22 protein-coding genes and 3 pseudogenes are annotated in these 23799 nt (G+C 60.8%); 8 read left to right on the forward strand and 17 right to left on the reverse strand.

The genetic code is table 11. The annotated features are described in order from the left end of the window. Positions 1–57: 57 nt before the first annotated feature. The 5 genes and pseudogenes from QN224_RS32430 to folE all read right to left on the reverse strand — a co-directional run bounded on the left by QN224_RS32430 (position 58) and on the right by folE (position 2592). On the reverse strand, positions 58–249 hold the full coding sequence (locus QN224_RS32430; RefSeq protein ID WP_283980015.1) for a hypothetical protein: 192 nt from the start codon (positions 247–249) through the stop codon (positions 58–60). After that, a complete protein-coding gene (locus QN224_RS32435; RefSeq protein WP_283980016.1) occupies positions 243–1022 on the reverse strand; it encodes a SagB family peptide dehydrogenase in 780 nt (259 codons plus the stop codon). The genes QN224_RS32430 and QN224_RS32435 overlap by 7 nt, the downstream gene beginning before the upstream one ends. 35 nt (positions 1023–1057) lie before the next feature. Then, a pseudogene (locus QN224_RS34200) lies at positions 1058–1288 on the reverse strand (YcaO-like family protein); the annotation flags it as partial. 165 nt (positions 1289–1453) lie between these two features. Next, positions 1454–1951 (reverse strand): phosphoribosyl-AMP cyclohydrolase, encoded by a 498-nt coding sequence (hisI, locus tag QN224_RS32440; RefSeq protein ID WP_283980017.1) that lies wholly within the window; start codon positions 1949–1951, stop codon positions 1454–1456. Further along, complete coding sequence (gene folE / locus QN224_RS32445) at positions 1948–2592, reverse strand: GTP cyclohydrolase I FolE (protein ID WP_283980018.1); 645 nt, start codon at positions 2590–2592, stop codon at positions 1948–1950. The genes hisI and folE overlap by 4 nt, the downstream gene beginning before the upstream one ends. A gap of 107 nt (positions 2593–2699) precedes the next feature. On the opposite strand from folE, the pseudogene QN224_RS32450 reads away from it, so the two are divergent. From QN224_RS32450 to QN224_RS32465, 4 genes and pseudogenes are all read left to right on the forward strand, one after another. After that, positions 2700–2987, forward strand: a pseudogene (locus QN224_RS32450) (transcriptional repressor); the annotation flags it as partial. A 284-nt stretch (positions 2988–3271) separates the two neighbouring features. Further along, positions 3272–4243 carry a GTP-binding protein gene (locus tag QN224_RS32455; protein ID WP_173513746.1) on the forward strand — a complete coding sequence of 324 codons (972 nt, stop codon included), beginning with the start codon at positions 3272–3274 and terminating at the stop codon, positions 4241–4243. Positions 4244–4388: 145 nt separating this feature from the next. Beyond that, positions 4389–5756, forward strand: a complete 1368-nt coding sequence (gene cysS, locus QN224_RS32460) for a cysteine--tRNA ligase (protein WP_283980019.1) — start codon at positions 4389–4391, stop codon at positions 5754–5756. A 163-nt stretch (positions 5757–5919) separates the two neighbouring features. Continuing rightward, positions 5920–6219, forward strand: a complete 300-nt coding sequence (locus QN224_RS32465) for a hypothetical protein (protein WP_336621141.1) — start codon at positions 5920–5922, stop codon at positions 6217–6219. Here the strand turns inward: QN224_RS32465 and QN224_RS33995 are convergent. Beyond that, complete coding sequence (locus QN224_RS33995) at positions 6164–6724, reverse strand: helix-turn-helix domain-containing protein (RefSeq protein WP_336621142.1); 561 nt, start codon at positions 6722–6724, stop codon at positions 6164–6166. The genes QN224_RS32465 and QN224_RS33995 overlap by 56 nt on opposite strands. A gap of 260 nt (positions 6725–6984) precedes the next feature. Continuing rightward, positions 6985–8186 (reverse strand): annotated as a pseudogene (locus QN224_RS32475) (MFS transporter). Between the two features lie 3 nt (positions 8187–8189). On the opposite strand from QN224_RS32475, the gene QN224_RS32480 reads away from it, so the two are divergent. Further along, complete coding sequence (locus QN224_RS32480; RefSeq protein ID WP_283980020.1) at positions 8190–9083, forward strand: LysR family transcriptional regulator; 894 nt, start codon at positions 8190–8192, stop codon at positions 9081–9083. Positions 9084–9174: 91 nt separating this feature from the next. Here QN224_RS32480 and QN224_RS32485 read toward each other — a convergent pair whose 3' ends face one another. The 10 genes from QN224_RS32485 to QN224_RS34000 form a co-directional block, all read right to left on the reverse strand. After that, entirely contained in the window at positions 9175–10005 is an 831-nt protein-coding gene (locus QN224_RS32485) for an alpha/beta hydrolase (RefSeq protein ID WP_283980021.1), read from the reverse strand. A gap of 122 nt (positions 10006–10127) precedes the next feature. Next, complete coding sequence (locus tag QN224_RS32490; protein WP_283980022.1) at positions 10128–11102, reverse strand: MBL fold metallo-hydrolase; 975 nt, start codon at positions 11100–11102, stop codon at positions 10128–10130. Positions 11103–11276: 174 nt separating this feature from the next. Continuing rightward, positions 11277–12890, reverse strand: a complete 1614-nt coding sequence (locus QN224_RS32495) for an MFS transporter (protein WP_283980023.1) — start codon at positions 12888–12890, stop codon at positions 11277–11279. A gap of 14 nt (positions 12891–12904) precedes the next feature. Next, the gene (locus QN224_RS32500) at positions 12905–13345 is read right to left on the reverse strand and encodes a DoxX family protein (protein ID WP_283980024.1); all 441 of its coding nucleotides are present in this window, start codon (positions 13343–13345) and stop codon (positions 12905–12907) included. 13 nt (positions 13346–13358) lie between these two features. After that, positions 13359–15341 carry an amidohydrolase gene (locus tag QN224_RS32505; protein ID WP_283980025.1) on the reverse strand — a complete coding sequence of 661 codons (1983 nt, stop codon included), beginning with the start codon at positions 15339–15341 and terminating at the stop codon, positions 13359–13361. Continuing rightward, entirely contained in the window at positions 15341–15631 is a 291-nt protein-coding gene (locus QN224_RS32510) for a XapX domain-containing protein (protein WP_173513782.1), read from the reverse strand. The genes QN224_RS32505 and QN224_RS32510 overlap by 1 nt, the downstream gene beginning before the upstream one ends. 85 nt (positions 15632–15716) lie before the next feature. Then, positions 15717–16367 (reverse strand): hydrolase, encoded by a 651-nt coding sequence (locus QN224_RS32515; protein WP_283980033.1) that lies wholly within the window; start codon positions 16365–16367, stop codon positions 15717–15719. Between the two features lie 191 nt (positions 16368–16558). Beyond that, entirely contained in the window at positions 16559–17467 is a 909-nt protein-coding gene (locus tag QN224_RS32520) for an AraC family transcriptional regulator (RefSeq protein ID WP_283980026.1), read from the reverse strand. A gap of 197 nt (positions 17468–17664) precedes the next feature. Further along, positions 17665–18570, reverse strand: a complete 906-nt coding sequence (locus QN224_RS32525; RefSeq protein WP_283980027.1) for an AraC family transcriptional regulator — start codon at positions 18568–18570, stop codon at positions 17665–17667. 136 nt (positions 18571–18706) lie between these two features. Then, on the reverse strand, positions 18707–19612 hold the full coding sequence (locus QN224_RS34000) for an AraC family transcriptional regulator (RefSeq protein WP_336621143.1): 906 nt from the start codon (positions 19610–19612) through the stop codon (positions 18707–18709). Positions 19613–20547: 935 nt separating this feature from the next. Here QN224_RS34000 and QN224_RS32535 point away from each other — a divergent pair. The 3 genes from QN224_RS32535 to QN224_RS32545 all read left to right on the forward strand — a co-directional run. Then, positions 20548–21552, forward strand: coding sequence for a LacI family DNA-binding transcriptional regulator (locus QN224_RS32535; RefSeq protein ID WP_283980029.1), 1005 nt, complete (start codon positions 20548–20550; stop codon positions 21550–21552). A gap of 41 nt (positions 21553–21593) precedes the next feature. After that, positions 21594–22877 carry a sugar ABC transporter substrate-binding protein gene (locus tag QN224_RS32540; RefSeq protein ID WP_283980030.1) on the forward strand — a complete coding sequence of 428 codons (1284 nt, stop codon included), beginning with the start codon at positions 21594–21596 and terminating at the stop codon, positions 22875–22877. An 88-nt stretch (positions 22878–22965) separates the two neighbouring features. Next, the coding region (locus tag QN224_RS32545) for a sugar ABC transporter permease (RefSeq protein WP_283980031.1) at positions 22966–23799 on the forward strand (834 nt) is incomplete at its 3' end.

Raw genomic sequence — 23799 nt, forward strand, 5'->3', positions numbered from 1 at the left:
CGGTGCCCACCCGACGTCTTGCGGAAACCGCAGTGTAATTTCCACCGCAACTTCCACTCAAATCGCCCCCGAAATTACACCATCTCCGCGGACACTATCAAAGTGCTCGACGAATTCATGTCGCGGATATTTTCTGAAAGCCTGCTCCATCGCTTGTGAGACATCAATACGACTGCCGTAGATCGGGGCGTATGAGACAACTGTCTTAAGCAGGCTGTTGTTAAGCTCAGCGACATCTGCTGCTACCATGTGCTATGTCCTCCGAACAGAATCGTGTTTACGGCTGTTTCATGTGTCCCCAAGACTCTGAGGCCTTGCTCTATCAAATGGTCAAAGTGTCCACCCCAGATTACAGACCCAAGATCGAGCGTGACCCCGACGAGGCACAACGTCTGGCAGGCTAAACCCGCCTCGATCAGGGCAAAGCGATAGCCTCTTTCCTGGTATTTCCGAGTTGACCGCTCCAAATCGATCGTTTGAACCACGGCGAAAGCCGGCAAAACGGACTGCTCAAGTCCAAGGGCTTTCCGAAGCTCGTTTCTATCTGCGTTCGGTTCCACCATGATGATTTTGCGGTTTTGCGGTGAGCAGTAGGCTGTGAAGGGATTGGGAACGCCATCGACATTTAGGCCGATTATGTAGTGCTCGACGGCGTAGATAGCTCCCGCAGAGGAGTATGATCTGCGACGTCCATTGATGAGTTCGCTGGGATCCGGGAGTTTTCTTGCCATGACAGCTTGTCGAAACAGGTCTCCGACAATCGAGATTGGAACCGGCGATTGTGAAAAATTCCTCGTGCTCTTTCGTCTGAGCAGGATGCGCGACAGGAGCCCCGCTGCGAAAATCGCGTCGCCAGCGTAAGGTTTTGGCACGTCGACAAGTCGGCTCCGCGCCCGAGAGTTATTGTTGAAAAAGGCAACACGCCGACCCCACGCTATGCGATTTTCCCGATAAAGACGGGTTGCTTCGTGCGTGAACTCAATGAACTCCGTGGCGGTCTGATCGGGCGTAGCGATTACCATCGGTTATCCTCATGCAAAGGGCTATAACTGGCGGTTCACCTGAATATCGTGGTCCTCAACAAAGACATTGAAACGCGTTCCAAGCGTCGCCGATCGTTGGCTACGACACGCTCGCCGCAGGTGAGCGGCTGAAGCCCCGGCACGAGGGCCTTCACAACGTGAAATCCCATCTCCCGGATGTCGGCTGGGGTAATATCGACGAAGTAGCTTCGGTATCCGCGCTCGCTCAGGCGCTCAGCAATCATTTTGACTGTCGCGTCGGCGTCCGTTTCATCGAGTGCTGTCGTTTTGTTTGGCGGCTGGGTTCGGCCAGACGAGCCCTTGCATCTCCCACGCCAACCTCAACGCTTCGCTCATCCAGTGGGCGTCACTCCTCGTCGTGGCCGGAAGGAGGGACAACAGGTTTCGGACGGGTTCGTTCATGGGACCCATCAGAGCTGCGTCGGATTGGGTGCGTCCCCATAGATCGCGGCCGGATCGAAAACCTTCGCGGTCTCTTCGAAGGCAAGGGCGATTGGGGTTTCCCCAAGAGGACCAACCGGGATGGAGCGATAAAAGCAGGAGCGATAGCCGACGTGGCAACTCGCGCCGCCTTCGACTTCGACCCTAAGCCAGATCGCGTCCTGGTCATCATCGACCCGGATCTGAACGACCTTCTGAAGCAAGCCACTCGTCGCACCCTTGTGCCACAAGCATTGCCGGCTCCGGCTCCAATAATGGGCTTCGCCCGTCTCTATTGTGCGCAGCAAAGCGTCGGCATTCATCACGCCCATCATCAGGACCCCGCCTGATGCGGCGTCCGTCGTCACCACAGGGATAAAACCGTCCGCGTCGAATCTGGGCGCAAGCACTGCACCTTCCTCGACGGCTTCGACCGAGAGCCGCGGCCCGAATTGAACAGGACGGCGGGTGTTGAGTGGGCTGGTCATCCGAACGTCTCCCGCGATCCTGAGACCAAGGAGAGGAAGTCTCGCTTGAGCTCCGCATCCGTTTCGAACGCGCCGGTCAACCGGCGCGTCACCATGGTGACACCGGGCTTGCGAATGCCACGCGTCGTCATGCACATATGCGCCGCTTCGATCACCACCGCGACGCCCTTCGGCTTCAACACCTCGTTGATCGTGTCGGCGATCTGCGCCGTCAGCGTTTCCTGAATCTGAAGGCGCTTGGAATAAACCTCGATCAGCCGGCCGAGCTTGCTGATTCCGACGACGCGATTCGAAGGCACATAGGCGACATGCGCCTTGCCAATGATCGGGACGATGTGGTGCTCACAGTGCGATTCCAGGCGAACGTCGCGCAGCACAACCATGTCGCCATAGTTCTGCGTCTCCTCGAAGGTGCGGCCGAGCAGTTCGACCGGGTCGGCGCGATAGCCCTCGAAAAACTCCTCATAGGCCCGCACCACGCGGTCCGGTGTGCCGACCAGACCTTCTCGGTCCGGGTCGTCACCGGCCCATTCGATCAGCGTTCGCACTGCTAACTCAGCGGCCTCGCGCGTCGGGCGCTTTCGAGGGGCAACAGGCGGCGCCAAGCCCGCTACGGGCTCACTCAGCATAACGTCACTCATGATTTCTCCAGCATAGATTGCGCATCATCATGCAATGTTATAACGTATCATTCAAGAGACTTTGTCGTCTCGACAAGAGCTTGTTGGAGACATCCATGGCAGAGCGCATGACGGCGCGTCACCGCAGCCCCGCTTCCCACAGCATCGTTGCTGCGGCGCTCGAAGCCGCCGCCAAGACATGCCGAGAACGCGGGCTCCAGTTCACAACGATACGCCGCCAGGTCATTGAGAGGCTGATCAGCTCCGAACGACCACTCAGCGCGTATGAGCTGATAGATGCTCTACTGGAAACCCTCGCCCGGCGTCTCACGCCGCCGACGGTTTACCCCTCGCTCGAGTTTCTCCAAGAGCAGCACTTCGTCTCTCGCATTGAGAGCCGGAACGCTTTCGTGCCGTGCGCTCATCCCGATCATCCGCACGCCTGCGTGTTCTTCATCTGCGACAATTGCGGCGCCTCCCCCCGAGCTCGAGGATCGCGCGGTCGCCCGCGACGCCGCCTTTATCGGATTTCAAGTCGCTCGCCGCGTCGTCGAGCTGCAGGGCACCTGCGCGACCTCTCTCTCGACCAGCGATCCTGCCCCTTCCCATCACCCGTAGGAAACCGCCCGACGGCGCAGCCGGTGATTAGCTGCACCCGCATGCGGGCTCCAGACAAACCCAAAAAGGAGATTCCTCAAAAATGCAGCCCGCTTCGCCTCAGACTCCCGTCACGGTGCTCACCGGCTTTCTCGGCTCGGGAAAGACGACCCTTCTCAACCGCATCCTCACTGAGAGCCACGGCAAAAAATACGCCGTCATCGTCAACGAGTTCGGTGAGGTCGGCATCGACAACGATCTTATCGTCGACGCTGACGAAGAGATCTTCGAAATGAACAATGGCTGCATCTGCTGTACCGTGCGCGGCGATCTGATCCGCATCATCGACGGACTCATGCGCCGCCGTGATCGCTTTGACGCCATCCTTGTCGAGACGACCGGCCTCGCCGATCCCGCGCCAGTCGCGCAGACCTTTTTCGTCGATGACGACGTCCGTTTGAAGACCAAGCTCGATTCCATTGTCACGGTCGTGGATGCCAAACACCTTCTCGGCGAAATCGATTCCGCTCACGAAGCCCAGGAGCAGCTCGCCTTCGCCGACACGATCCTGATCAACAAGACCGATCTGGTCTCCGCAGACGAGTTGAAGCGGGTCGAAGAACGTGTCCGCCGGATCAATCCGACGGCGACCATGCATCAAACCCAGCGCTGTGATATCGACCTAGACCAAGTGCTCGGCCGCGGCGCATTCGACCTCGATCGCGTACTGGAGATCGAGCCGGACTTCCTCGACGAGTTCCACGAGCATGAGCATGACGACCATGTCTCAAGCTTCGCGCTCGTCGCCAAGGAGCCGCTGGATCCCGAGAGATTCATGCGCTGGCTCAGCGTGATCGTACAGCATTTCGGCATGGATATCCTGCGTATGAAGGGCATCATTTCATTCAAGGACGATGATGACCGGTTCGTGGTGCAGGCCGTCCATATGCTCCTCGACGGCGCCCATCAACGCCCGTGGAAGCCGGACGAGGAACGGGTCACGCGCCTCGTGTTCATAGGCCGAAACCTCCCGAAAGACGTCATCGAAACGGGCTTCAACGCATGCCGGGCGTAATCACTGCGAGAACCCATTCAGGAACCCCGCCGCACCGGCTGCGGGGCTTCCGCCGCTTTCGGCATTTCCTTGGCGAGACGAACTGTTGCGACCTCGATTGCCGCCACTCGTAAGGCCCACGCAGCATTTTCGACAAGGAAACATCATGTCACTCGTCCTCACCAACAGCTTCGGAGGCCAAAAAGAGTCCTTCGTTCCGCGGGATCCAAGACAGATCCGCATCTATGTCTGCGGGCCGACCGTCTACAACTATGCCCATATCGGCAATGCTCGGCCCGCGGTGATCTTCGACGTTCTCGTTCGGTTGCTGCGCGACCGCTTCCCGGCGGTCACCTATGCCCGCAATTTCACCGACGTCGACGACAAGATCAACGATGCCGCCCGCGCCGCATGCGAGCCCATCGGCTCAATCACCGAGCGCTATATCGAAGCCTACCACGCCGACATGGCCGCGCTCGGTGTCCTCCCGCCATCGGTCGAACCCCGTGTCACCGAGCACATCCCGGAGATCATCGACCTGATCAGTCGCTTGATCGGCAAAGGCCATGCCTACGAGGTGGAAAACCACGTTCTCTATCACGTCCCGTCCTTCCCGCCCTACGGCGCGCTGTCCCGCCGCACTCTGGATGAAATGATCGCTGGCGCTCGCATCGAGGTCGCGCCCTTCAAGAAGCACCCGGCCGACTTCGTCCTGTGGAAACCCTCCGCGCCCGACCTGCCGGGATGGGACAGTCCCTGGGGGCGTGGCAGGCCCGGCTGGCATATCGAATGCTCGGCGATGATCGAGCGTCATCTCGGCCCGCGGATCGACATCCATGGCGGCGGCCAGGACCTGATCTTCCCGCACCACGAAAACGAAATCGCGCAGGGGACCAGGGCGACGTATTGGCTGCACAACGGCTTCGTCTCCGTCGACGGGCGGAAAATGTCGAAGTCGCTCGGCAATGTGCTTCTCGTGCGGGATCTCCTCAGCCAGGCGCCTGGCGAGGCGATCCGCTATGCCCTTCTCACCGCGCACTACCGCCAGCCACTCGACTGGAGCGCTCGTGCTCTCCAGCAGGCCAGGCGCAGCCTCGACCGTCTGTACGCGACTCTCCGGGATCTGGGTGATGTCGCAGACGACGGCGCTGATCCGCGACCATATCTCGAGACCTTCCGCGCCAAGCTCGATGACGATCTCAACACGCCCGCGGCCATCGCCGAACTCTTCCGTCTCGCGCGCATGGCGCAAGTCGAGCGGTCGCCGCGCATCCGCGCATCCTTGCGCGCGACCATGCTCACCGCTGGCGCTTTGCTCGGCCTGATCCAGCAACCGCCCGCCAATTGGTTCGAGCGCAACGACAGCCACACCGTCGATGAGGCCGACGTCGAGCGGCTGATCGCCGAACGCAACGCCGCTCGCGCAAAACGCGATTTCGTCGCCGCAGATAAGCTCCGTGACCGGCTCCATGGGCTCGGCATCGTCATCGAGGATCGATCCGACCGCACAATCTGGCGAAGGGCGCCGGCGTGACGACGACCAACAACCGCTGCGCCGCGCCTTCACGCACCCTTGCTTCTCGAGGTTTTATTATGATCCGTGTCACGCTTGCCGATGGTGCCAGCCGGAAATTTGACTCGCTCGTATCCGGTAGCCGGCGACCATCGCACCAACTCTGCGCAGACAAGCTGTCGCGATGCTGGTTGACAGCGCGCTTCGCGATCTCAGCGATGTCATCGAAACCGATGCGTCGATCGAGATCGTCACGCGCAGCGATCCCCGTGCGCTCGATCTCATCCGTCACGACTGCGCGCATGTCCTCGCCCAGGCCGTGCAAGAACTCTATCTCGATACACAGGTTACGATCGGCCCCGTGATCGAGAACGGCTTCTTCTACGATTTCGCCCGTGAAGAGCCGTTCACGCCGGCCGACCTGCCTCTCAGGTGTCCGCAGCGCGCGATGTGGCAAAACGCTCGCGATATTCGCGCGGCGTGAGGGAAAAGCGCCGCACGAACACCTTGCGCATCTGTTCGTCAGACGGAAACCCGACGCGATGCGCAATTGATTTCATAGGCAGCGCCGTGTCGAGCAGAAGTGAAATCGCCCGTTCGCAACGCGCCGTCAGGAGAAAGTCCGTGGGAGTCATCCCCGTCTCTTTTGAAAACACTCTTGCGAAGTTGCGCACACTCATGCCGAAGCGGTTTGCGAGATCAGCGGTGTTAAGCGGCCTGTCGAGATTGGCGAACATCCATGCCTGGATATCGCGTATTTCAGGCTGGGCGGTCATTTGGCTCGTCAGCAAGGCGCTGAACTGCGATTGGCCGCCCGGCCTTTTGAGGTAGATCACCAGATCCCGCGCCACCTCCAGCGCGAGGTCGCGGCCGAAGTCCTGTTCGACAAAGGCAAGCGCGAGATCGATCGCCGCTGTCACACCAGCTGAGACGGCTGCGTCGCCCAGAGGTCCGCGGATAGCGGCACATGCGCCAAGGACGGCACGCAAGTCTCGCTTCGGCCCGTTGAGGTCATCGGGAACAGGTGCAGGAATGGCTTGATTCAGCTTAATTGCGGCCAATCGGTTTAACCCAAAAAAAGCCTCCTGTCCCGGTAGTTTCGATCACCTGTTCCTAACCGGCAGTCCTGTATCCAGATCGTGTCGAAGCAGAGAAGTAGAGAACGCACTCCTCTCTCAATCTCACAAAGCCCTTGGCACCGTTCGCAGTGCAATCGCATCGACTGCAGGTCGTGGATAAAAGCGTGCGGTCAGGGGATACGGTGTGCACCAAGGTCGCGCCGGCAGAGCTTGATGCAGAGCGCGACCGAAGCGAGAGCAAAGCCGAGCAGGCTGACACCGCTCCAGGAGCCGTAGGTCCACGCAGCGACGGCAAGCGCCGATCCAGCCGCGCCACCAAGAAACATGCTCGTCATGAAGATGGTGTTGATGCGGCTGCGGGCCTGCGAATCGAGAGCGTAAATAATGTGCTGATTGGAGATCAAGGCGATCTGGATGCCGACATCGAGGACAATGACGCCGATGAGAAGTCCAGGTATCGAGGCCCAAAAGCCGAGCACTCCCCACGCGAACAGTGTCAGCGCGGCTCCCAGCCCAACCACCGACTGGGGGTCACGTCGGTCGGCTATCCTCCCAGCCAGAGGCGCGGCAAGCACACCGACTGCACCAACAATACCGAACAGGCCGGCGGCATCTGCGCCGAGATTAAACCGCGGCGTTGCGAGGTAAAGGGCGAGGATGGTCCAGAAGGAGGTGAAGGATGCAAAAAGCACCGCCTGCACGATCGAAGCCGCCCGCAAATCAGGATGGCGCCGCCATAGGTGGGCCAGTGATCGAAGCGCCGTGCCGTAGGACAGGCCGGAAACCGGAGTGAGGTTCGGCAGAGCTATATACATCATGGCTGCGCCGACAAGCGCGAGCGGTGCGCTTATCCAGAACATGTCGCGCCAGCCGAAATGCTCACCAACGAAACCGGACACCGTGCGGCTGAGCAGAATGCCGGAAAGGACGCCGGCCATGACCGTGCCGATCGCGGCGCCGCGCCGCTCGGGCAGGCAAGCGCCGCAGTGACGGGGACGATCTGTTGTGCAACGACGGCGCTTGCCCCGAGGAGTACCGAGGCAGCGACGAGGAGCCCGGCCGTAGGCGCGACAGCCGCCAGAACGGAGGCGACCGCTAGAGCAAAGAACTGCCCGATGATCAGCCGCCGCCGGTGAACAATATCCCCAAGTGGCAAAAGCAGAAACAGGCCCAAGGCATAGCCGAGCTGGGTGACGGTCGGAACGACGGCGGTCGCGGATTGGCCCGAAAACTCGGCTTCGATCAGGCCGAGGATCGGCTGATTGTAGTAGATGTTCGCGACGGCAATGCCGCTGGCGACGGCCATAGCGTAGAGGTTAAGGCGGCCGAGTTCGGATCGAGAGCCGAGAAGCTTCTCATTGAACACGTTCATGGAATGGACATCGATGACGTTGCCGTGTTCACCGTAGCGGCGGGAGCCGGAAGCCTTTCGGAGGCTGCCCGCCGCCTTGGGATAACACCGATGATCGCGACTCGGCGGCTCGCTTCGCTGGAGCGTTCGCTTGGCGTCAGGCTCATGCATCGGACGACACTATCGCTGTCGCTCACACCCGAAGGAGAGAGTTTCCTCCCCTATGCGCAGGCTCTGGTCGAAACGGAGCAGCAAGCTCGCGCTCTGCTCCGAGGAGATGACGAGGGTGCGGCGGGGCTTCTGCGAGTATCGGCCCCTGTGGCGTTTTCGATCAAGGTGATCGCCCCCCTTGTTCCCCCACTTCTGGACACCAATCCGGAGCTCAGGATCTTGCTCGACATGAGCGACAGCATGCCCGACCTGGTGTCCTCAGGAACGGACCTCGCCATCCGAATTGCGCGGCTGAAGGACAGCAGTCTCATCGCCAAGAAGCTGGCGGATAACCCGCGCTCACTTGTCGCCTCGCCGGCCTATCTTCAACAGCACGGCACGCCGTACAGTGCCGGCGAGCTTGCGCACCACAATTGTCTGCCTCTCTACGGAGTGACGCACTGGACCTTCTTCAAGGCCGGAGTTGAAAGCTCATTGCGACTGCAGAGCCGTTTTTCGTCGACGAGTATCGAAGGCTGCCATGCGGCCTGCCTTGCGGGCGCGGGAATAGCACTGCTGTCGGATTGGAACGTTGCCGACGATCTCTCGTCCGGGCGATTGATGCGCGTCAGCTTGGCGGACGCGGAGCCCGAAACGCTCGCAATCTGGGCCATTTATCCGACGAGCAGGCTCGTTCCTTCCAAAGTTCGCGTCTTCATCGACGCCCTTGTGGGCGCACTCACGGAGATCAAGGGATCGGGTAGGTGATTCCTTGACTCGGTAACGTTTGCATGGTCGCGAATGCCGAGGCAGCGCTGCTTGGGAGCCGGCGGCGCTGATGGCCGCCGGTCCCTTGTTGCTAGGACTCGATGAACGCGAGCAGGTCAGGATTGATCACATCAGCATGGGTCGTCAGCATGCCGTGCGCGTAGCCCGCATAGACTTTAAGCGTGCCGTTCTTCAGGAGCTTCACGGCCAGTCGCGCGGAATTGTCGATCGGCACGATCTGGTCGTCGTCTCCGTGCATAACCAGCGTCGGCACCTCGACCTTCTTCAGGTCCTCGGTGAAGTCGGTTTCCGAGAAGGCCTTGATGCCGTCGTAATGGGCCTTGGCGCTGCCCATCATGCCCTGCCGCCACCAGTTCTGGATCGCGCCGGTCGAGACCCTCGCGTCGGGGCGGTTGAACCCATAGAAGGGACCGCTTGGGAGATCGAGGAAGAACTGGGCGCGGTTTGCCGCGAGCTGGGCGCGCAGGCCATCGAACACTTCCATCGAAAGCCCGCCGGGATAGGCTTCCGTTTCGAGCATGATCGGCGGCACCGCGCCTACCATCACAAGCTTCGCGACCCGCCCGGCACCATGGCGGGCGACGTAGGCGAGTGCCTCGCCGCCGCCGGTGGAGTGGCCGATGTGGATGGCGTCGCGCAGATCGAGTTGCTTCGTAAGCGCAGCGACGTCCGCCGCATAATGCGCGATATCGTGGCCGTCGCTGACCTGGGTCGAGCGACCGTGACCCCGGCGATCGTGGGCAATCACGCGATAGCCCTTGCTCACGAAGTAAAGCATCTGCGCGTCCCAGTCGTCTGACGAAAGCGGCCAGCCGTGATGGAACACGATGGGCCGGCCCGAGCCCCAGTCCTTGTAGAAGATCTCGACGCCGTCTTCTGTCTTGATGAAGTTCTGAATCATGGAAACCTTTCCTTGCTTGGTTCGAGGTAGAGTTATCGGCCGCGAAGGCGCGGTGGCCGCGAATCGCGATCAGGGGGCAAATACGAAGGCTTTCCGAAGCGGCGCGGCGCTAAAGCCGCGGATCAGAGTGTGGGGCTGTAATTCAGAGGAACCCAGTCGAAATTGTCGCTGTCCGTGCCGACGTGGCCGATACCAGGGAAACGCGTATGGGCGCCAGCAACGAGGTATCCCTCTCTGACGGCCTCGGCGAAGGCAGCATCGCGCGCGGTTGCGGCCGCCGCCTGGTCCTCATCGAAGCCGATCGTCACGTCCGGTTCGTCGAATTGTACGACGTCACCATGGGTGATATCGCCCCAGAACACCAGCTTCTGGCCCCGGCTTTCGACGGCGACTGCGCTGTGGCCGGGAGTGTGGCCGGCACGCAGGGTCGACGTGAAGCCCGGCACCGGTTCGGCCCCATCCTCAAAGGTCTTCAGCCGGCCGGCATCGCGGTATGGCGCAAGTGCCTTAACGGCTGCGGCGAACAAGTCCTTTTTCGCCTCCGGCGCGGCGTCGCGGTTGGCGGCACTTAGCCAAAAATCAGCATCGCGCTTGTTGACGTGGACCGTCGCATTGGGAAAGACGATCCCATCGCCCGCAACGAGGCCGCCCAGATGATCCACGTGGGCGTGGGTGAGAATGATGTCGTCGATCTGCTCCGGCTGATAGCCAGCGGCGACGAGGTTCGGAATGAGCTTGCCGAGCGTCGGTCCGAAGAAGGTACCGGTGCCGGCATCGATCATCACCAACCGGTCATTTGTGTTGACCAGAAAGGCATTGACCGACAGCTCAACTGGCGAGTCGAGAAAAGCCTTCGTGAGCATGGCGGCGATCTGGTCTTTGGCACCAATATAGAGGGTCTCTGCCGGAAACTTCGCCGTTCCGTCGGAAAGCGCGGTGATCTCGAAGTCGCCCAGCATCATGCGGTAGTAGCCTGGGGCCTCGGTCTTGACTTGCGGCGCCTTCGCCGTCGCGCTGAGCGGCGCAAGCGTCGTCATCGCCGTCGCGGCCAGCATGAGGGACAGCGTTCCCTTGAGTACCGTTCTGCGAGTAGTCATCCTTCTCTCTCCTAAGCCGTTATTTAAGCGACGCCGGACAGACCACTGCCGTAGTGGCAGCTCTGCCCCTCATCCCATCGCACCTAAAACTTTAAGGACTGCCCCCGGATCAATCTTGTCGGTTCCGTTTGTGTTTTGAATAAAAGCACCCGCGCCGCACGCGAATGTTCGCGTTCAGTTTCGGCCGAGATGAGGAAGATTTATCGACAAGAGATGGTTCACGACGGGCGCCTCCGGACCCTTGTGGAAACGGCGGACTTCCTGCTGAACGTCGGCGTCCGCCTTCGAGACGCGCCGATGCTGCCGGAGGTGCTCGGCCCAGGATTCGACCATGAACCACTCGACAATCCTTTCCGAATCGGCGGCGTCCGCGGTAACGCCCCAACCATAGGCGCCATCACGTCGACGCTCCCCGGAGAGCCTGGCGAGCGCCTTCAGAAAATCGCTTCGTTCGGTTTTTTCGACCCGGTATTCGATCGTAACGAGCACGGGACCGCGATCATGTTCGACGGGCGCAGCCGTAAGAGGCTCGGGCCAGTGGTTGGATGCCACGAGATCCGCCTCACCCTTTGGCAGCTTGACGAGATGAAAGATGAATCCGGTCAGGGCAAGTCCGACGGCGCCGAGGACAAGTGTCGTCGGAACGCCGGCGACCTCGGCGCCGGCACCCCAAGCGAGGCTCCCGGCGGTCATCGCACCATTGAACACCGTGAGATAGACGGCGAGCGAACGTCCCCGAACCCAATTCGGCAGGATCGATTGTGCGGCCCCGTTCAGTGTGGTGAGCGCCGTGACCCAGGCAGCTCCCAGCGCAAGCAGAGCCACAATGGCGAGCCATCGAGGCGGCGCGAAGGACAGCCCAGCCATCACGGCAGCCGTGACGAGCGCCGAACCGAGCAATAGCGCGTCCGCATCGAGCCTTGCGCGAAGTTTCGGCATGACCAGCGCACCGCCAATGGCACCGGCGCCGACCGCACCAAGCAACACGCCGTAAAAACCGGCGTCGCCGCCGAGAAGATTGCGGGCGACCAGGGGCAGAAGTGCCCAAACCGAACTCGAGAAAGCGAAGAATGCAGCCGCCCGGAGAAGCACGACATGCAGCTCTCTGCTCGCCCTCGCGTAGCGTATACCGGAACGGAATGCTCCGAAGAAGTGTTCGGACAGGCCGTCGTCGAAATCGGGGGTGCGCCTCCACCAGATGAGGGCAGCGACGACGAAGAAATAGCTCATGACGTCCACGCCATAGGTAAAAGCCGCGCCGAACCAGGCAAGCAGCAAGCCACCGACCGCTGGACCGATCGCTCGGGAGATATTGATCCCGAGCGAGTTGAGCGCTACGGCACCTTTCAGATCCTGCTTCGGGACAAGTTCGGGAACTATGGCCTGCCAGGTCGGCGCCATCAACGCCGCGCCAATGCCGCCGACGAAGGTGAGCGCAATCAGAGACGTGACAGTCTGCAGCCCGATCGCAGACAACATCATGAGGCAGACACTGGTCGCGGCAAGCAGAAGCTGTATTGCGATCAGGAACTTGCGGCGGTCCAAAATGTCCGACAGGACACCTGCAGGTATCGCGAGAAGAAAGATCGGAAGTGTCGCGGCTGCCTGAACGGCCGCGACCGCGGCAGGGGCATTCGAGAGGTCGGTGACAAGCCATGAGCTTGCGACATCGCGAATAAAGCTGCCGGTATTGCCGATAATGGTCGCCACCCAAAGAATGGCGAAAGTCTTCTGGCGAAGCGGCGTGAACCCGCCTCCTGCCGGCTGGATCGCAGATTGAGAACTCATGAAGTTCGTCCCTTTCAGGACGGGCCATGTTCACGCAGGTCGTGCCATGCGACCAGAGTGAACGCGCCAACGAGCCCGACATGTTCGAAGAAGCCATTCATCGTCATTGATCGCTCCAGGCCAGGCGGGAGCTCCCAGAAGCGAAAAGCCAGGAACGTTGCCGTTAGCGTGAAGACGGCCAAACCCGTTGCCGCAGCCCACCGAAATACGCCAAACACAATCAGGGCAGACATGGACAGTTCAAAAATAATCACTCCGATCGCGAACAGCGGCGCGGGCAGCAATCCGAAGTGCTCCATCTCGGCTATCGCGCCTCCAAAGTCGAGAATCTTCACGAGCGGTCCTTGGATAAAGGCAGAGCAGAGCGCGAGCCGCGCCAATGACCGCAGGATCGGCGCGGTGAAGACCGGCCGCACGACGGCGGCGAGTTTCGCTTCCAGCGAGGCGGCCATCATCGGTCCTCTCCTTTTACACTGCCCAGCACGAGCAACCGAGGGCGCCGAAGAAGCCCTTCAGGTCGGCGACGGGCACTCTCGAAGTCCAGGCGCCGGCATGATCATGGCCGTGGACACCGCAACCGTTGGCGCAGCCGCAGGAGACGATCGCAGTTCTTCTGAGCGAATTTCGGCCTGCTCCTTCCGGCTCGCCCCACGCGGCATAGCCGCCATAGGTTCGGACAGGTGACCAGTCCGGCATTGCCGGCGGCAGCGGATTTTCATCGAGGCCGGTAAATTCATCCGCCGCATACACGATTCTCCCGCCGACCATCGTGAGGTCGGAGGTGAGGAACGAGATCTCATCCTCGGCACAGGCGAAGTAGTCCTTGCTCGGTACGATCAAGTCGGCGAGCTGGCCCTTCTCGATACGTCCCTTCCTGCCCTCCTCGTTGGAGAACCACTGCACCTTCTCCGTCCACATGCGGAGCGCCGCCTCGCGGTCGAGGCAATTGGCGCGTGGATAGAGCTGCATGCCGCCGACGGTTTTGCCCGTCACGAGCCAGGAAAGCGACACCCACGGGTTATACGAGGCAACCCGCGTGGCATCGGTGCCGGCTGAGACATTGACGCCCTTCTCAAGCATGCGTGCGACGGGCGGCGTCGCCTCGGCCGCACCGTGACCGTAGCGCTCGACGAAATATTCGCCCTGATAGGCCATGCGATGCTGCACGGCGATGCCGCCGCCAAGCGCGGCGATCCGATCGATCGACCGGTCGGAGATCGTCTCGGCGTGGTCGAAGAACCAGTTGATGCCTGAAAGCGGAATGTCCCGGTTGACCTTCTCGAAGACGTCGAGCGCGCGGCTGATCGTCTCGTCATAGGTGGCGTGCAGGCGCCAGGGCCAGCGGTTCTCGGCGAGGATTCGCACCACTTCCTCGAGCTCGCCTTCCATTTCAGGCGGCAAGTCGGGGCGCGGCTCGCGGAAATCCTCGAAATCCGCAGCCGAGAAGACCAGCATCTCGCCGGCGCCGTTGTGGCGGAAGAAGTCGTCGCCCTGCTTGTATTTGACCGACGAGGTCCATTTGAGGAAATCCTCCTTCTCCTCCTTCGGCTTCTGCGTAAAGAGATTGTAGGCGAGCCTCACCGTCATCTGCCCTTCATCGGCGAGCTTCTGGATGACGGCGTAGTCATCCGGGTAATTCTGGAAACCGCCCCCCGCATCAATGACGCTGGTGACGCCGAGGCGGTTGAGCTCCCGCATGAAGTGGCGAGTCGAGTTGACCTGATATTCGAAAGGAAGCTTCGGCCCCTTGGCAAGCGTCGAATAGAGAATGCCCGCATTCGGCTTGGCGAGCAGGAGGCCGGTGGGATTGCCCTTGGCATCACGAGTGATCTCGCCGCCCGGAGGGTTCGGTGTCTCCTTGTTGAAGCCTACAGCGCGAAGCGCAGCGGCGTTGAGTAGAGCGCGGTCGTAAAGGTGCAGCAGGAATACGGGTGTATCGGGGGCGATCGCGTTGAGCTCGTCGATCGTGGGAAGCCGTTTTTCGGCGAACTGGTGCTCTGTGAAACCGCCGACGACGCGCACCCATTGCGGTGGCGGCGTGACAGCGACCTGCCGTTTCAGCATGTCCATCGCATCGGAAAGAGAGCGGACCCCGTCCCACCGCAGTTCCATATTGTAGTTCAGACCGCCGCGGACGACATGGGTGTGATTGTCGTTCAGCCCCGGCAGCACGCGTTTGCCCTTGAGGTCGACGACCTTTGTGCCCGGCCCGGCAAGGGCCACGATCGTCCTGTCGTCGCCGACGGCCAGGAAACGGTTATCCTTGATCGCGACCGCGGTTGCAATCGGATTGGCGCGATCAAGGGTGGTGATGAGGCCGCGGTGAAGAAGCAGATCGGGCGTCATGGAGGTCTCTCCGGTCGATTGGGGATCGGCGGCTCGCGCCGGTGAGAAGAGGGCCGGTAGAGCAAGGCTCGATGCCGCACCAAGGAACGAGCGTCGCGTCGGCATCAAGTGAGCTCCCGCTTCGATAGCTGATCGGGTGCAGCCGCGTGAGAATGATCGGCCCCGGTCGGCAGTTTCCCGAAAACATGCGGGACGCAGCGGCTGTGGAACCAGGAAACGTTCACGGGACTGCCGGACATCAGACGCTTGGCGAAAGGTACCGCCTGCTCGCCGAGGAGGATGCCCAAGAGTCCCACCAGAGCGACGACAGGCGGCGCCGGTGAGCGGACATTCAAGAGAGCATAGATGGCGCCGACGAGAAGCCCGGCCCCGAGCGAAAGGAGATACATCTTCATCGTCAATCCCTTTGACGGATGACCGTCGCCACTCCGACCGCGCGAGCACGGGCAGAGCGGCGCTCGGCTGAGCAGCCAGTGGAGATCAGTGGCCTTCGGAGGCGCCGAACATCGTTTTGGCGTAGATGATGCCAAGACCATAGGCGCCACCGAACTTATTGGCGATGCCGGTGGTCATCTCGTAGGTCTCGGTCCGCGCCCAATCGCGCTGCAGCTCGAGCATGTACTGGAGCGACGTCATCGGCCGGACACCGGCCTGGACCATACGATCCATGGCGCGCTCATGCGCTTCATCCGACACGTCGCCGCAGGCATCCGCGATCACATAAACTTCGAAGCCCTGGTCCAGCGCCGAAAGGGTGGGACCGACGATGCAGACCGAGGTCCACAGACCGCAGAAGACGAGGCGATTCTTGCCGATGCTATTGACCTCCTCGATCACCGCGGTGTCTTCCCAGGTGTTCATCGAGGTGCGGTCCAAGAGCTTCTGTCCCGGAAATGCCTCGGTGATCTCGGCGAACATGGGGCCGGAGAACGTCTTCTCGGCGACCGTCGTCAGGATGGTCGAGACACCGAAGCCCGCGGCGGCGTTGGCTACCAGCGCGGCATTGTTGCGCAACAGAACGGCGTCGATCGATTTTGTCGCAAAGGACATCTGCGACTGGAAGTCGATCATGATAAGCGTGTGGTCCTTCGGAGAAACGAGAAGTTTTCCGGGTGTCGGGGTCGCGTTCAGAGTCATGGTCCTGCCCTTTCTTTGACTGCTGGAATTACAGCGGAGAGAGCCCGACTATGCCCAGTACAACGGTCTCGTTCTTGTAACCAAAGATGCCTTTTTGTAGATTTTGATCGCGGCGGTTTCGCTCGCGAACGAGCCGGCAACGGGGCGGCGGGCCCTTCTCTGTTTCCCCAAGTCACGTTGCCGGTTCACGACTTCCGATGCCTTCGCCAGACGCCCGGCGTGATGCCTGTGGCCTGGACAAAGGCACGCGTGAAATGGCTCTGGTCCGAAAAACCACAGACGGTGGCGATCTCTCTCAATGGTGTCTCGGTGAACTGCAGCAAATGGCTGGCCTTGTCGATGCGCTGCTGCGACAGCCATTGGTGCGGCGTCTTCCCCAAGGTTTCCCGAAAGGCCCGGAGGAACGTTGCCTGCGACAATTGGCATGCCTCGGCCAGTTCTTCGATCGTCAGGTCGCCGGATAGCCGACTTTGGGCGAGCTCCCTGAGCATCGCCTGAGAGCGCGAGGACAGCGTGCGTCCCCTGCCCGTCATGACGGCGCGAGCATTCCCGTACTGCTGCACGATGTGAATGCCGATTGCGACAGAGAGTTGATCGACGAAGAGGGCGCTCCTGTCGGCGCGCCCATCGACGGTTGCAAACAACGCAGCCAACATGCCGCCGAGGACCGGGTCGGAACGCTCGGCGATGGCGTGCAATTCGGTGACACCTTTAACATCCGCCCCGTCGGCAATCCGCTCGAGCGCGCTATGGCTGACTTCCAGAAGCATGAAGTCGAAGGAACCACGGAGGTCAGCCTGATAAGAGTCCGAGAAGCTCCTCACATAGATCGAGTTCTCCTCGAAATCATGGACCGTCGAATGATGCTCCCTGAAGATGCGACGGCTGTGGCCGCCGGACACCGAAAGCCCGATCAGATAGCCGTGGCCAGTCGCCGGCGTGCTCACTCGGCCAGGAGGCGCACTCGCCGAACGCTTGCGGTGGAACGTCATGTTGCCGCCGTCGATCCTGCGGTCCTCGTCGAGCCTCTCCAGGGAACAGCCGAGGCTGTCGCGTGGTCGAGGATCGGCAATGATTGAAGACAGACTCGTCATTCCCCTCGTGCCCCTTGCAAATGAACCGATCTGGCGGGGCGATTCGGAACAAACGAGCCATGAGGTCCCGGCGCCGACCGCAGAGTCGAGCTTTCTATCATAAAACGTCGCTGCATCATCGCTGCAGCCGATTCATTCTTCTTGTATGAGACACACGCGTTTTGAATGAATAAGCCACCCGCGTCCGGAGCCAACCGTCAGCTGGAAAGCTGGTCCATCACAGGTCCTGCAGCCCGGTTCTTCCGTCTGAAGCGTGCCGGCGTTTCGCCTGTCAAGCTGGTGAAGACGCGCGTCATATGGCTTTGGTCGGCAAAGCCGCAGCTGACCGCGACTTCCACAATCGGCAGATCCTGAAGCAAAAGTTCCTTGACCCGCGCGATCCGATAGTCGGTCAGCCATCTTGAAGGCGTGCGTCCGAAGCTTTCCTTAAATGCCTTGTTGAAGTAGCTGCGCGAGAGCTCGCATAGGCTCGCCAGTTCTCTAAGCGAGAATGGCTTGTCGAAGTGACTCGCCAGGAATTCCGTCGCCAGTCTTTCCTGCCACGGAGCGAGGGTCCCCTTCTTGTCCGCCGGAAAGTGCAATCCGCCATAGGTTTGGCTCAGATGTGCGAGTACGGCAAGGTTGATCTGCTCTAGAAAGAGGGGACTGGCAGTCCGTTGATTGTCGAGCGACGGCAAGAGGGCCTGAGCAAGACCGTACATGACGGGATCATTGCGGCCTTGCACGCAGGCGAGCGTCAGGTATTCGTTCCGCCCCATTTCCTGCGCAAAGGCACGCATCCGGGCAAAGGGAATCTGGAAACGAACATTGTCGAACGGCGAAAGATGCTGGCACTGCCATTGATCCCGAAGGTCGGTAATCGCGAGCGAAGCCCGGGCATGGCCGCCTTCATAGACAAGCTCGCCAGCCTTCCACAAACGATGGGCATCGAAGTCACGTAGCTGCACAACCACACTGAACGCTTCCGCTCGAGGTATTGCTGGGGCAACCTTCAGGTCGTAGCGGTCGGAATAGGTTCTGGTGACTGTTATGTCGCCTGAAGCGATCGATCTGACGACCGGGATGGGCACATTTGCGGCGCTCAGTTCTTGATGCAAGGTCATCGGTGAGTCTCCGATTTCCGGCGTAGCCCGGTACGCCGTGCAATGGTACCAAGGGAGTCACAGCTACTTGTAATCGACGTCGCGGGAATGTCCTCATTACCATACTTCGGGCCATTTCCCCGTGACAATCGATCTCTCATTGCAGCCATCGTGCTCGCCACTCAGAGGGGGTCACGCCTGTTACGCGGCGAAAACCCCTGCGGAAATGGTCCTCGTCGATGAAACCACAGCGCCTGGCAATTTCCCCCAGGGGCAAGGCCCGCGCGGCGAGATACTGCTTGGCCTGGCCGATGCGATAGCGCAACAGCCATTGAGACGGGGACAATCCGGTGATCGCCTTGAATCTCTTGACGAAGTCCCGAACAGACAGACCGGCCGCAGACGCCGCGGCGGCCATTGGAAAATATTCGCCGTAATGATCAATCATGAAATCCTTGGCAGCCTTTTCCTGCCAGACGGAGAGCCCCGTCATCGTAGCACCGGGCTCGCTGAGATCGGCATAGGAGTGAAGCAGGTGGGCGCAGATTGCGATTGCTATGTGTTGGAGGACCGGACCTTGACCACCTCCTCGCTGCTCGAAGAAAGGAAGCAGGGCCGTCCCGAGATTTCGTATGACATCGTCGTCCTCACCCCTCCGGCATCTGAGCCTGGTTGCTCGTGGGGCATGCGAAAATTCGGACACTTCGCGAAAGAGCTTTCGCGGCAGGTAGAAGGCCAGCGAATCGAGGTCGCTTAGAAGCCGGATGCGAGCGCCATGCGTCATATCAACGAGGCAAATGGAACCCTGGCGGTAGCGCCTGACCTCGCTTTCGGTATCGTCGACCGCCACATCGCAGTGGAGTGCATCGCTGAGATAGAGCATCAGAAAGTAGGCGTCATCAGGCGGCAAGCACACCGAACGATTTGCGCTGCGGGTCAGCCGGCACTCTAGGCGGGTCACGGAAAATCGAGCGTCGCGAACTGGGCGGGCCAGCAGCCAAGGGGACTGCGGCGCGCCGAAAAAGACTCCCACCCCCTCTTCGGCAATCGTCCTGAAATTCACCTTCCACCTCCCGGATCATGCAATTGGCGGTTCGCGAGCTTCGGGCATAGCCGGGCTCATCGACACAACGGGTCGGCTCCGCGGAAGTTTCCCGCGAATAACAACACGCGTTTCTCGCGACTTATCCGAAGAGGCGTTATTGGCCATTTACGCAGGCAACATATGTGCTCGACCATTGGATTTCTTGCATGATTTGATCCCCTTTTGCCCAGAACTCGCTCCTTAGCGAAAGAGCGGACGGCGCGGTCGGTGCGACTTCTACAGCGGACGAGTTTGCGCAACATATCTTTCGAAGATATCCGAGAATTTGGCGACCCTCATCGGCAGGTTCTCGTGTCGTGAATAGTAGGGCGTCAGCCGGAACTCGGGCGGCTCCTACTCGCGAGGCTGGCGACGTACGGCTGATCTCGATCGAGAGGGTGTGAAAACACCGCTGTGTGTGATGGCCGATGACGACTGCTTTTTGCACGTGCGGTGACGGCATGCGCCGTCCGCCGAGCGTGGTCAGCCGGCGATCGCCTCCATCAGCGGCGTGACGCCGAAGACATTGATCATCCGCTTCATGTTGAAGCCGAGCAGCTACAGGATCATCTCGGTTTTGACCTGTTCGAGGGTCTCCGGGCGGGAATTGGGCACCACCCATCCGCCGAGAGGTTCCGACGAGAAGCAAATTTCGTGGAGCTTGTCGAGGGCGGCGGCCGCCATCGCGCCTTGCAACGTGCCCGACAAAAGCCCCGGTGGCAGCATCAGATAGGTGAGCAGCGTCGCAATCGCTGTCGCCGATATTGTCTCCCGCGCAATATGCGCGCACGGTGCCCACGATCCGCCCAGGCCAGGCCAGCGGGCATGGTCCTGCGTCGCTTTTGCTGGCAGGCATTTGACTTAAGCCTTCGCTAATGCTACGGGTGGGTAATCGTTAACCCTTGGGTGAAGCCGTGACTGTCTCCCTCAACGACATTGCCGAACGCGCGGGCGTCTCCGTCAAGACGGTTTCCGGTGCCCTGCATGGAGGCTCGGCCCGTATGGCTGAGACGACCAGGCAGCGCATCAAGGAGATAGCCGAGGAACTCGGCTACGTCACCAATCTCGCCGCGCGCAGCATGCGGCAGGGCTGGATGCCGCTGATCGGCGTCGTTGCCGACGAGTTGATCACCTCGCCCTTCGCGACGGAAATCATCCGCGGGCTCGACGGCGCGGCGCGGGCCTCTGACATGGCCGTCTTTGCGATGACGCTGAACGGGAGCCGCGATGTAGGCGCGGTGATCGAAGAAGTGCGCCGCTTTCGGCCGCGGGCGATCGCTTATGCCGCCATGTACCACAAGACGGTCGCGCTGCCGGAGGAGTTTGCTGCGACGGTCGGCGTGATGATCAATTGCCGCGAAGCGAACGACCGGGTGACCTCACTGGTACCGGATGAGTTTGGCGCCGCCCGTGACATCACCAGCTACTTGGTCGAGGCTGGACGGAAGAATATCGCGTTTATCAACCTGCCCGGTCTGCTCGCCGGCGAATTGCGCGAGGCCGGGTTCCGACAGGCGATCAATGAGGCGGGCCTCAATGGCGCCGGCGCCCGCGTGTTGCCGGCTGTTCGCAGAACGATTTACAGCGACAGAGCGCACAGTCTCGTTCTTTCCCACATTACCGAGCTGATGAGTGGACCGGACCGTCCGGATGCTATCTTGTGCGGCAACGACCGTGTGGCCATGGAGGCCTATGCGGCGCTGCGTCGTGTTGGCGCACAAATCCCCGACGATGTCGCCGTGGCCAGCTTCGACAATCAGGTCGATATTGCATCCCGCCTCGATCCGCCCTTGACGACCATGGCCCTTCCGCATCGTGCGATGGGCCGACTGGCCGCCGACATCCTGCTTGCCGGCGATACGACACCGGGCGAGTTGCACAAGCTTCCGTTCCAGCTGGTGGAGCGGTCATCCGTATAAAACAGTAGCCACGTAAAACCCGATGAGGAGGAGAAACAGTAATGGGTAATCGTTTACTTTCATTCCTAATGGCATCTGTCACGCTCGGAGGCCTGGCCGAAGCAAAAACCGTCATTCACGTGATGCACCAGGGCGACCCCGGCTGGGTCTCGACCTACGGCGAAGTCGCCAAGCGCTTCGAGGCCGCCAACCCGGATGTCGACATCGAGCTCATCTATGCTCCCCACGACGCCTATAACGAGAAGTTCAGCGCCGCCGTCATGTCCAAGCAGTTGCCGGACGTCATGGAACTCGACGCGCCCTTCCTCGCTAACTATGTCTGGTCGGGCTACCTCCAGCCGATCAAGCCCTTGATCGACCAAGACATCATCGACGACATGACCGAGTCAAACGTCGCGCAGGGCACCTATCCGATCGACAACGAGCTCTACGCCGTTGGCCTCACCGACTCTTCGGTCGTGCTTTACGGCAACAGGAAATATCTGGAAGCGATCGGCGCCCGCATCCCGAAGGGCGTGGACGACGCCTGGACGCGGGAGGAGTTCGAAGGCTACCTCGAAATGCTCTCTAAGCTCGAGGGCGTCAAATGGCCGATCGACACGTTTCGTGGCTACGGCATCAAGACCGAGTGGATCACCTATGCCTACGGTCCCATCCTGCAATCTGCGGGCTGCGACCTCATCGAACGCAAGACCTGGAAATCCGTGGGCACACTCGACAGCGATGCTTGCGTCGATGCGCTGACGATGATGCAGAAATGGGTGAAGAACGGCTGGGTCGTGCCGCAATCCTCCGGCACCAACCAGTTCTTTGCGGAAGGCCATCCCGCAGCGCTCGCGCTCGGCGGTCACTGGTTCTATGCCGAGGCCGCGGCTTCGATGAAGGACGACATCATCGTAATGCCGCTGCCGAAGTTTGGGCCGAAGGGTGCGAGCCCGAACGGCACCTGGATCTGGGGCATCACCACCGCGTCCGAGCATCCGGAAATCGCCGGCAAGTTCGTCAGCTTCATGCTCAAGGACAAGGCACTGCGCGATTATGCGAAGGAGGATTCCGCCTATCCCGGTTTGAAGAGCTTCGCCGCCGATTCGCCCCTTTACGCTAACGGGGGCCCGATGGCCATCGCCTTCGAGCAGGCGTCAAAGACGGCGATCGCACGGCCGCCGCATCCGGCCTATCCGATCATCACCTCGGCCTTCATGGGAGCAGTCGATGAGATCTTCAATGGCGGCGACGTCAAGACGGCGCTGACCGCCGCGGCCGAGAAGATCGACGAGGACATCGAAGAAAACGACGGCTACCCGCCCTTCGACGAGCAGCAATAGCGCTTGCAAGCGGCCGCGTGGCACGCCAATGCCGCGCGACCGCTTCAGCCGATCGACAAGCAACGCATCCTGAAATGAGGAGGAGATCATGACCCTGCAGCAACCGGCGCTGCCGGCGACGGCTGTCGCGACGCGCCCCGCCCGGCGAAGAGACAGGGCCCGCCTTTTCCAGGAAATCGGCATGCTTGCGCCAGCCGTGGCGCTGCTGACGATCTTCCTCGCCGTGCCGTTCCTCCTGTCGTTCTGGACGGCGATGACCAACCAGCCACTGGTGCCCCGACCGACGCCGGTCCGCTTCATCGGGCTCACCAACTTCCTGCGCATCTTCAAGGACGATCTGTTCTGGACATCGCTCTGGAACGTCTCGCGCTTCACCTTCTGGATCCTGCCGGTGCAATGCGGCCTTGCCTTCGCCAGCGCACTGCTGCTCCACCAGAAGCTGCCGCTCCGCAATTTCTTCCGTGGTCTGTTCTTCCTGCCGGCAATCACCTCAATGGTCGTCGTCTGCGTCATTTGGGGAACGCTTTTCCAATATCCGACCGGGCCATTTAACCAGGTGATCGGCTTCCTTTCCGGCGGCCGCATCCAGCCGATCGACTGGCTCGGCGACCCCAACTGGGCGATGTTCTCGATCGTCCTTCTGTCGGCCTGGCAGGCCTATGGCTTTCAGATGATCGTCTATCTCGCAGGCCTGCAGGGCATTCCCGATGAACTCTATGACGCGGCCAGGATTGATGGCGCCAATGCCTTCCAGCGCTTCTGGCACGTGACCATGCCGGGTCTCAGGCCGACGCATGTCTTTGTGCTGGTGATCACCACTATACAGGCCTTCAAGCTCTATACCCAGGTTGCGATCCTGACCCAGGGCGGCCCGAGGAGCAGCACCGAAACAGTCGTGCACTACATGGTGCGCACCGGTTTC

It is taken from the genome of Sinorhizobium sp. 7-81 (assembly GCF_030124405.1).
GTDB lineage: Bacteria > Pseudomonadota > Alphaproteobacteria > Rhizobiales > Rhizobiaceae > Sinorhizobium > Sinorhizobium psoraleae.

What these genes read in the sequence shown, in the direction of transcription:
- QN224_RS32480 (WP_283980020.1), top strand. Translation starts at nt 8,190, where the DNA reads ATGGACATCGATGACGTTGCCGTGTTCACCGTAGCGGCGGGAGCCGGA.
- hisI (WP_283980017.1), bottom strand. Translation starts at nt 1,951, where the DNA reads ATGACCAGCCCACTCAACACCCGCCGTCCTGTTCAATTCGGGCCGCGG.
- QN224_RS32505 (WP_283980025.1), bottom strand. Translation starts at nt 15,341, where the DNA reads ATGCCGACGCGACGCTCGTTCCTTGGTGCGGCATCGAGCCTTGCTCTA.
- QN224_RS32495 (WP_283980023.1), bottom strand. Translation starts at nt 12,890, where the DNA reads ATGAGTTCTCAATCTGCGATCCAGCCGGCAGGAGGCGGGTTCACGCCG.
- folE (WP_283980018.1), bottom strand. Translation starts at nt 2,592, where the DNA reads ATGAGTGACGTTATGCTGAGTGAGCCCGTAGCGGGCTTGGCGCCGCCT.
- QN224_RS32540 (WP_283980030.1), top strand. Translation starts at nt 21,594, where the DNA reads ATGGGTAATCGTTTACTTTCATTCCTAATGGCATCTGTCACGCTCGGA.
- cysS (WP_283980019.1), top strand. Translation starts at nt 4,389, where the DNA reads ATGTCACTCGTCCTCACCAACAGCTTCGGAGGCCAAAAAGAGTCCTTC.
- QN224_RS32455 (WP_173513746.1), top strand. Translation starts at nt 3,272, where the DNA reads ATGCAGCCCGCTTCGCCTCAGACTCCCGTCACGGTGCTCACCGGCTTT.
- QN224_RS32510 (WP_173513782.1), bottom strand. Translation starts at nt 15,631, where the DNA reads ATGAAGATGTATCTCCTTTCGCTCGGGGCCGGGCTTCTCGTCGGCGCC.
- QN224_RS32485 (WP_283980021.1), bottom strand. Translation starts at nt 10,005, where the DNA reads ATGATTCAGAACTTCATCAAGACAGAAGACGGCGTCGAGATCTTCTAC.
- QN224_RS32490 (WP_283980022.1), bottom strand. Translation starts at nt 11,102, where the DNA reads ATGACTACTCGCAGAACGGTACTCAAGGGAACGCTGTCCCTCATGCTG.
- QN224_RS32520 (WP_283980026.1), bottom strand. Translation starts at nt 17,467, where the DNA reads ATGACGAGTCTGTCTTCAATCATTGCCGATCCTCGACCACGCGACAGC.
- QN224_RS32500 (WP_283980024.1), bottom strand. Translation starts at nt 13,345, where the DNA reads ATGATGGCCGCCTCGCTGGAAGCGAAACTCGCCGCCGTCGTGCGGCCG.
- QN224_RS32430 (WP_283980015.1), bottom strand. Translation starts at nt 249, where the DNA reads ATGGTAGCAGCAGATGTCGCTGAGCTTAACAACAGCCTGCTTAAGACA.
- QN224_RS32465 (WP_336621141.1), top strand. Translation starts at nt 5,920, where the DNA reads ATGCTGGTTGACAGCGCGCTTCGCGATCTCAGCGATGTCATCGAAACC.
- QN224_RS32525 (WP_283980027.1), bottom strand. Translation starts at nt 18,570, where the DNA reads ATGACCTTGCATCAAGAACTGAGCGCCGCAAATGTGCCCATCCCGGTC.
- QN224_RS32435 (WP_283980016.1), bottom strand. Translation starts at nt 1,022, where the DNA reads ATGGTAATCGCTACGCCCGATCAGACCGCCACGGAGTTCATTGAGTTC.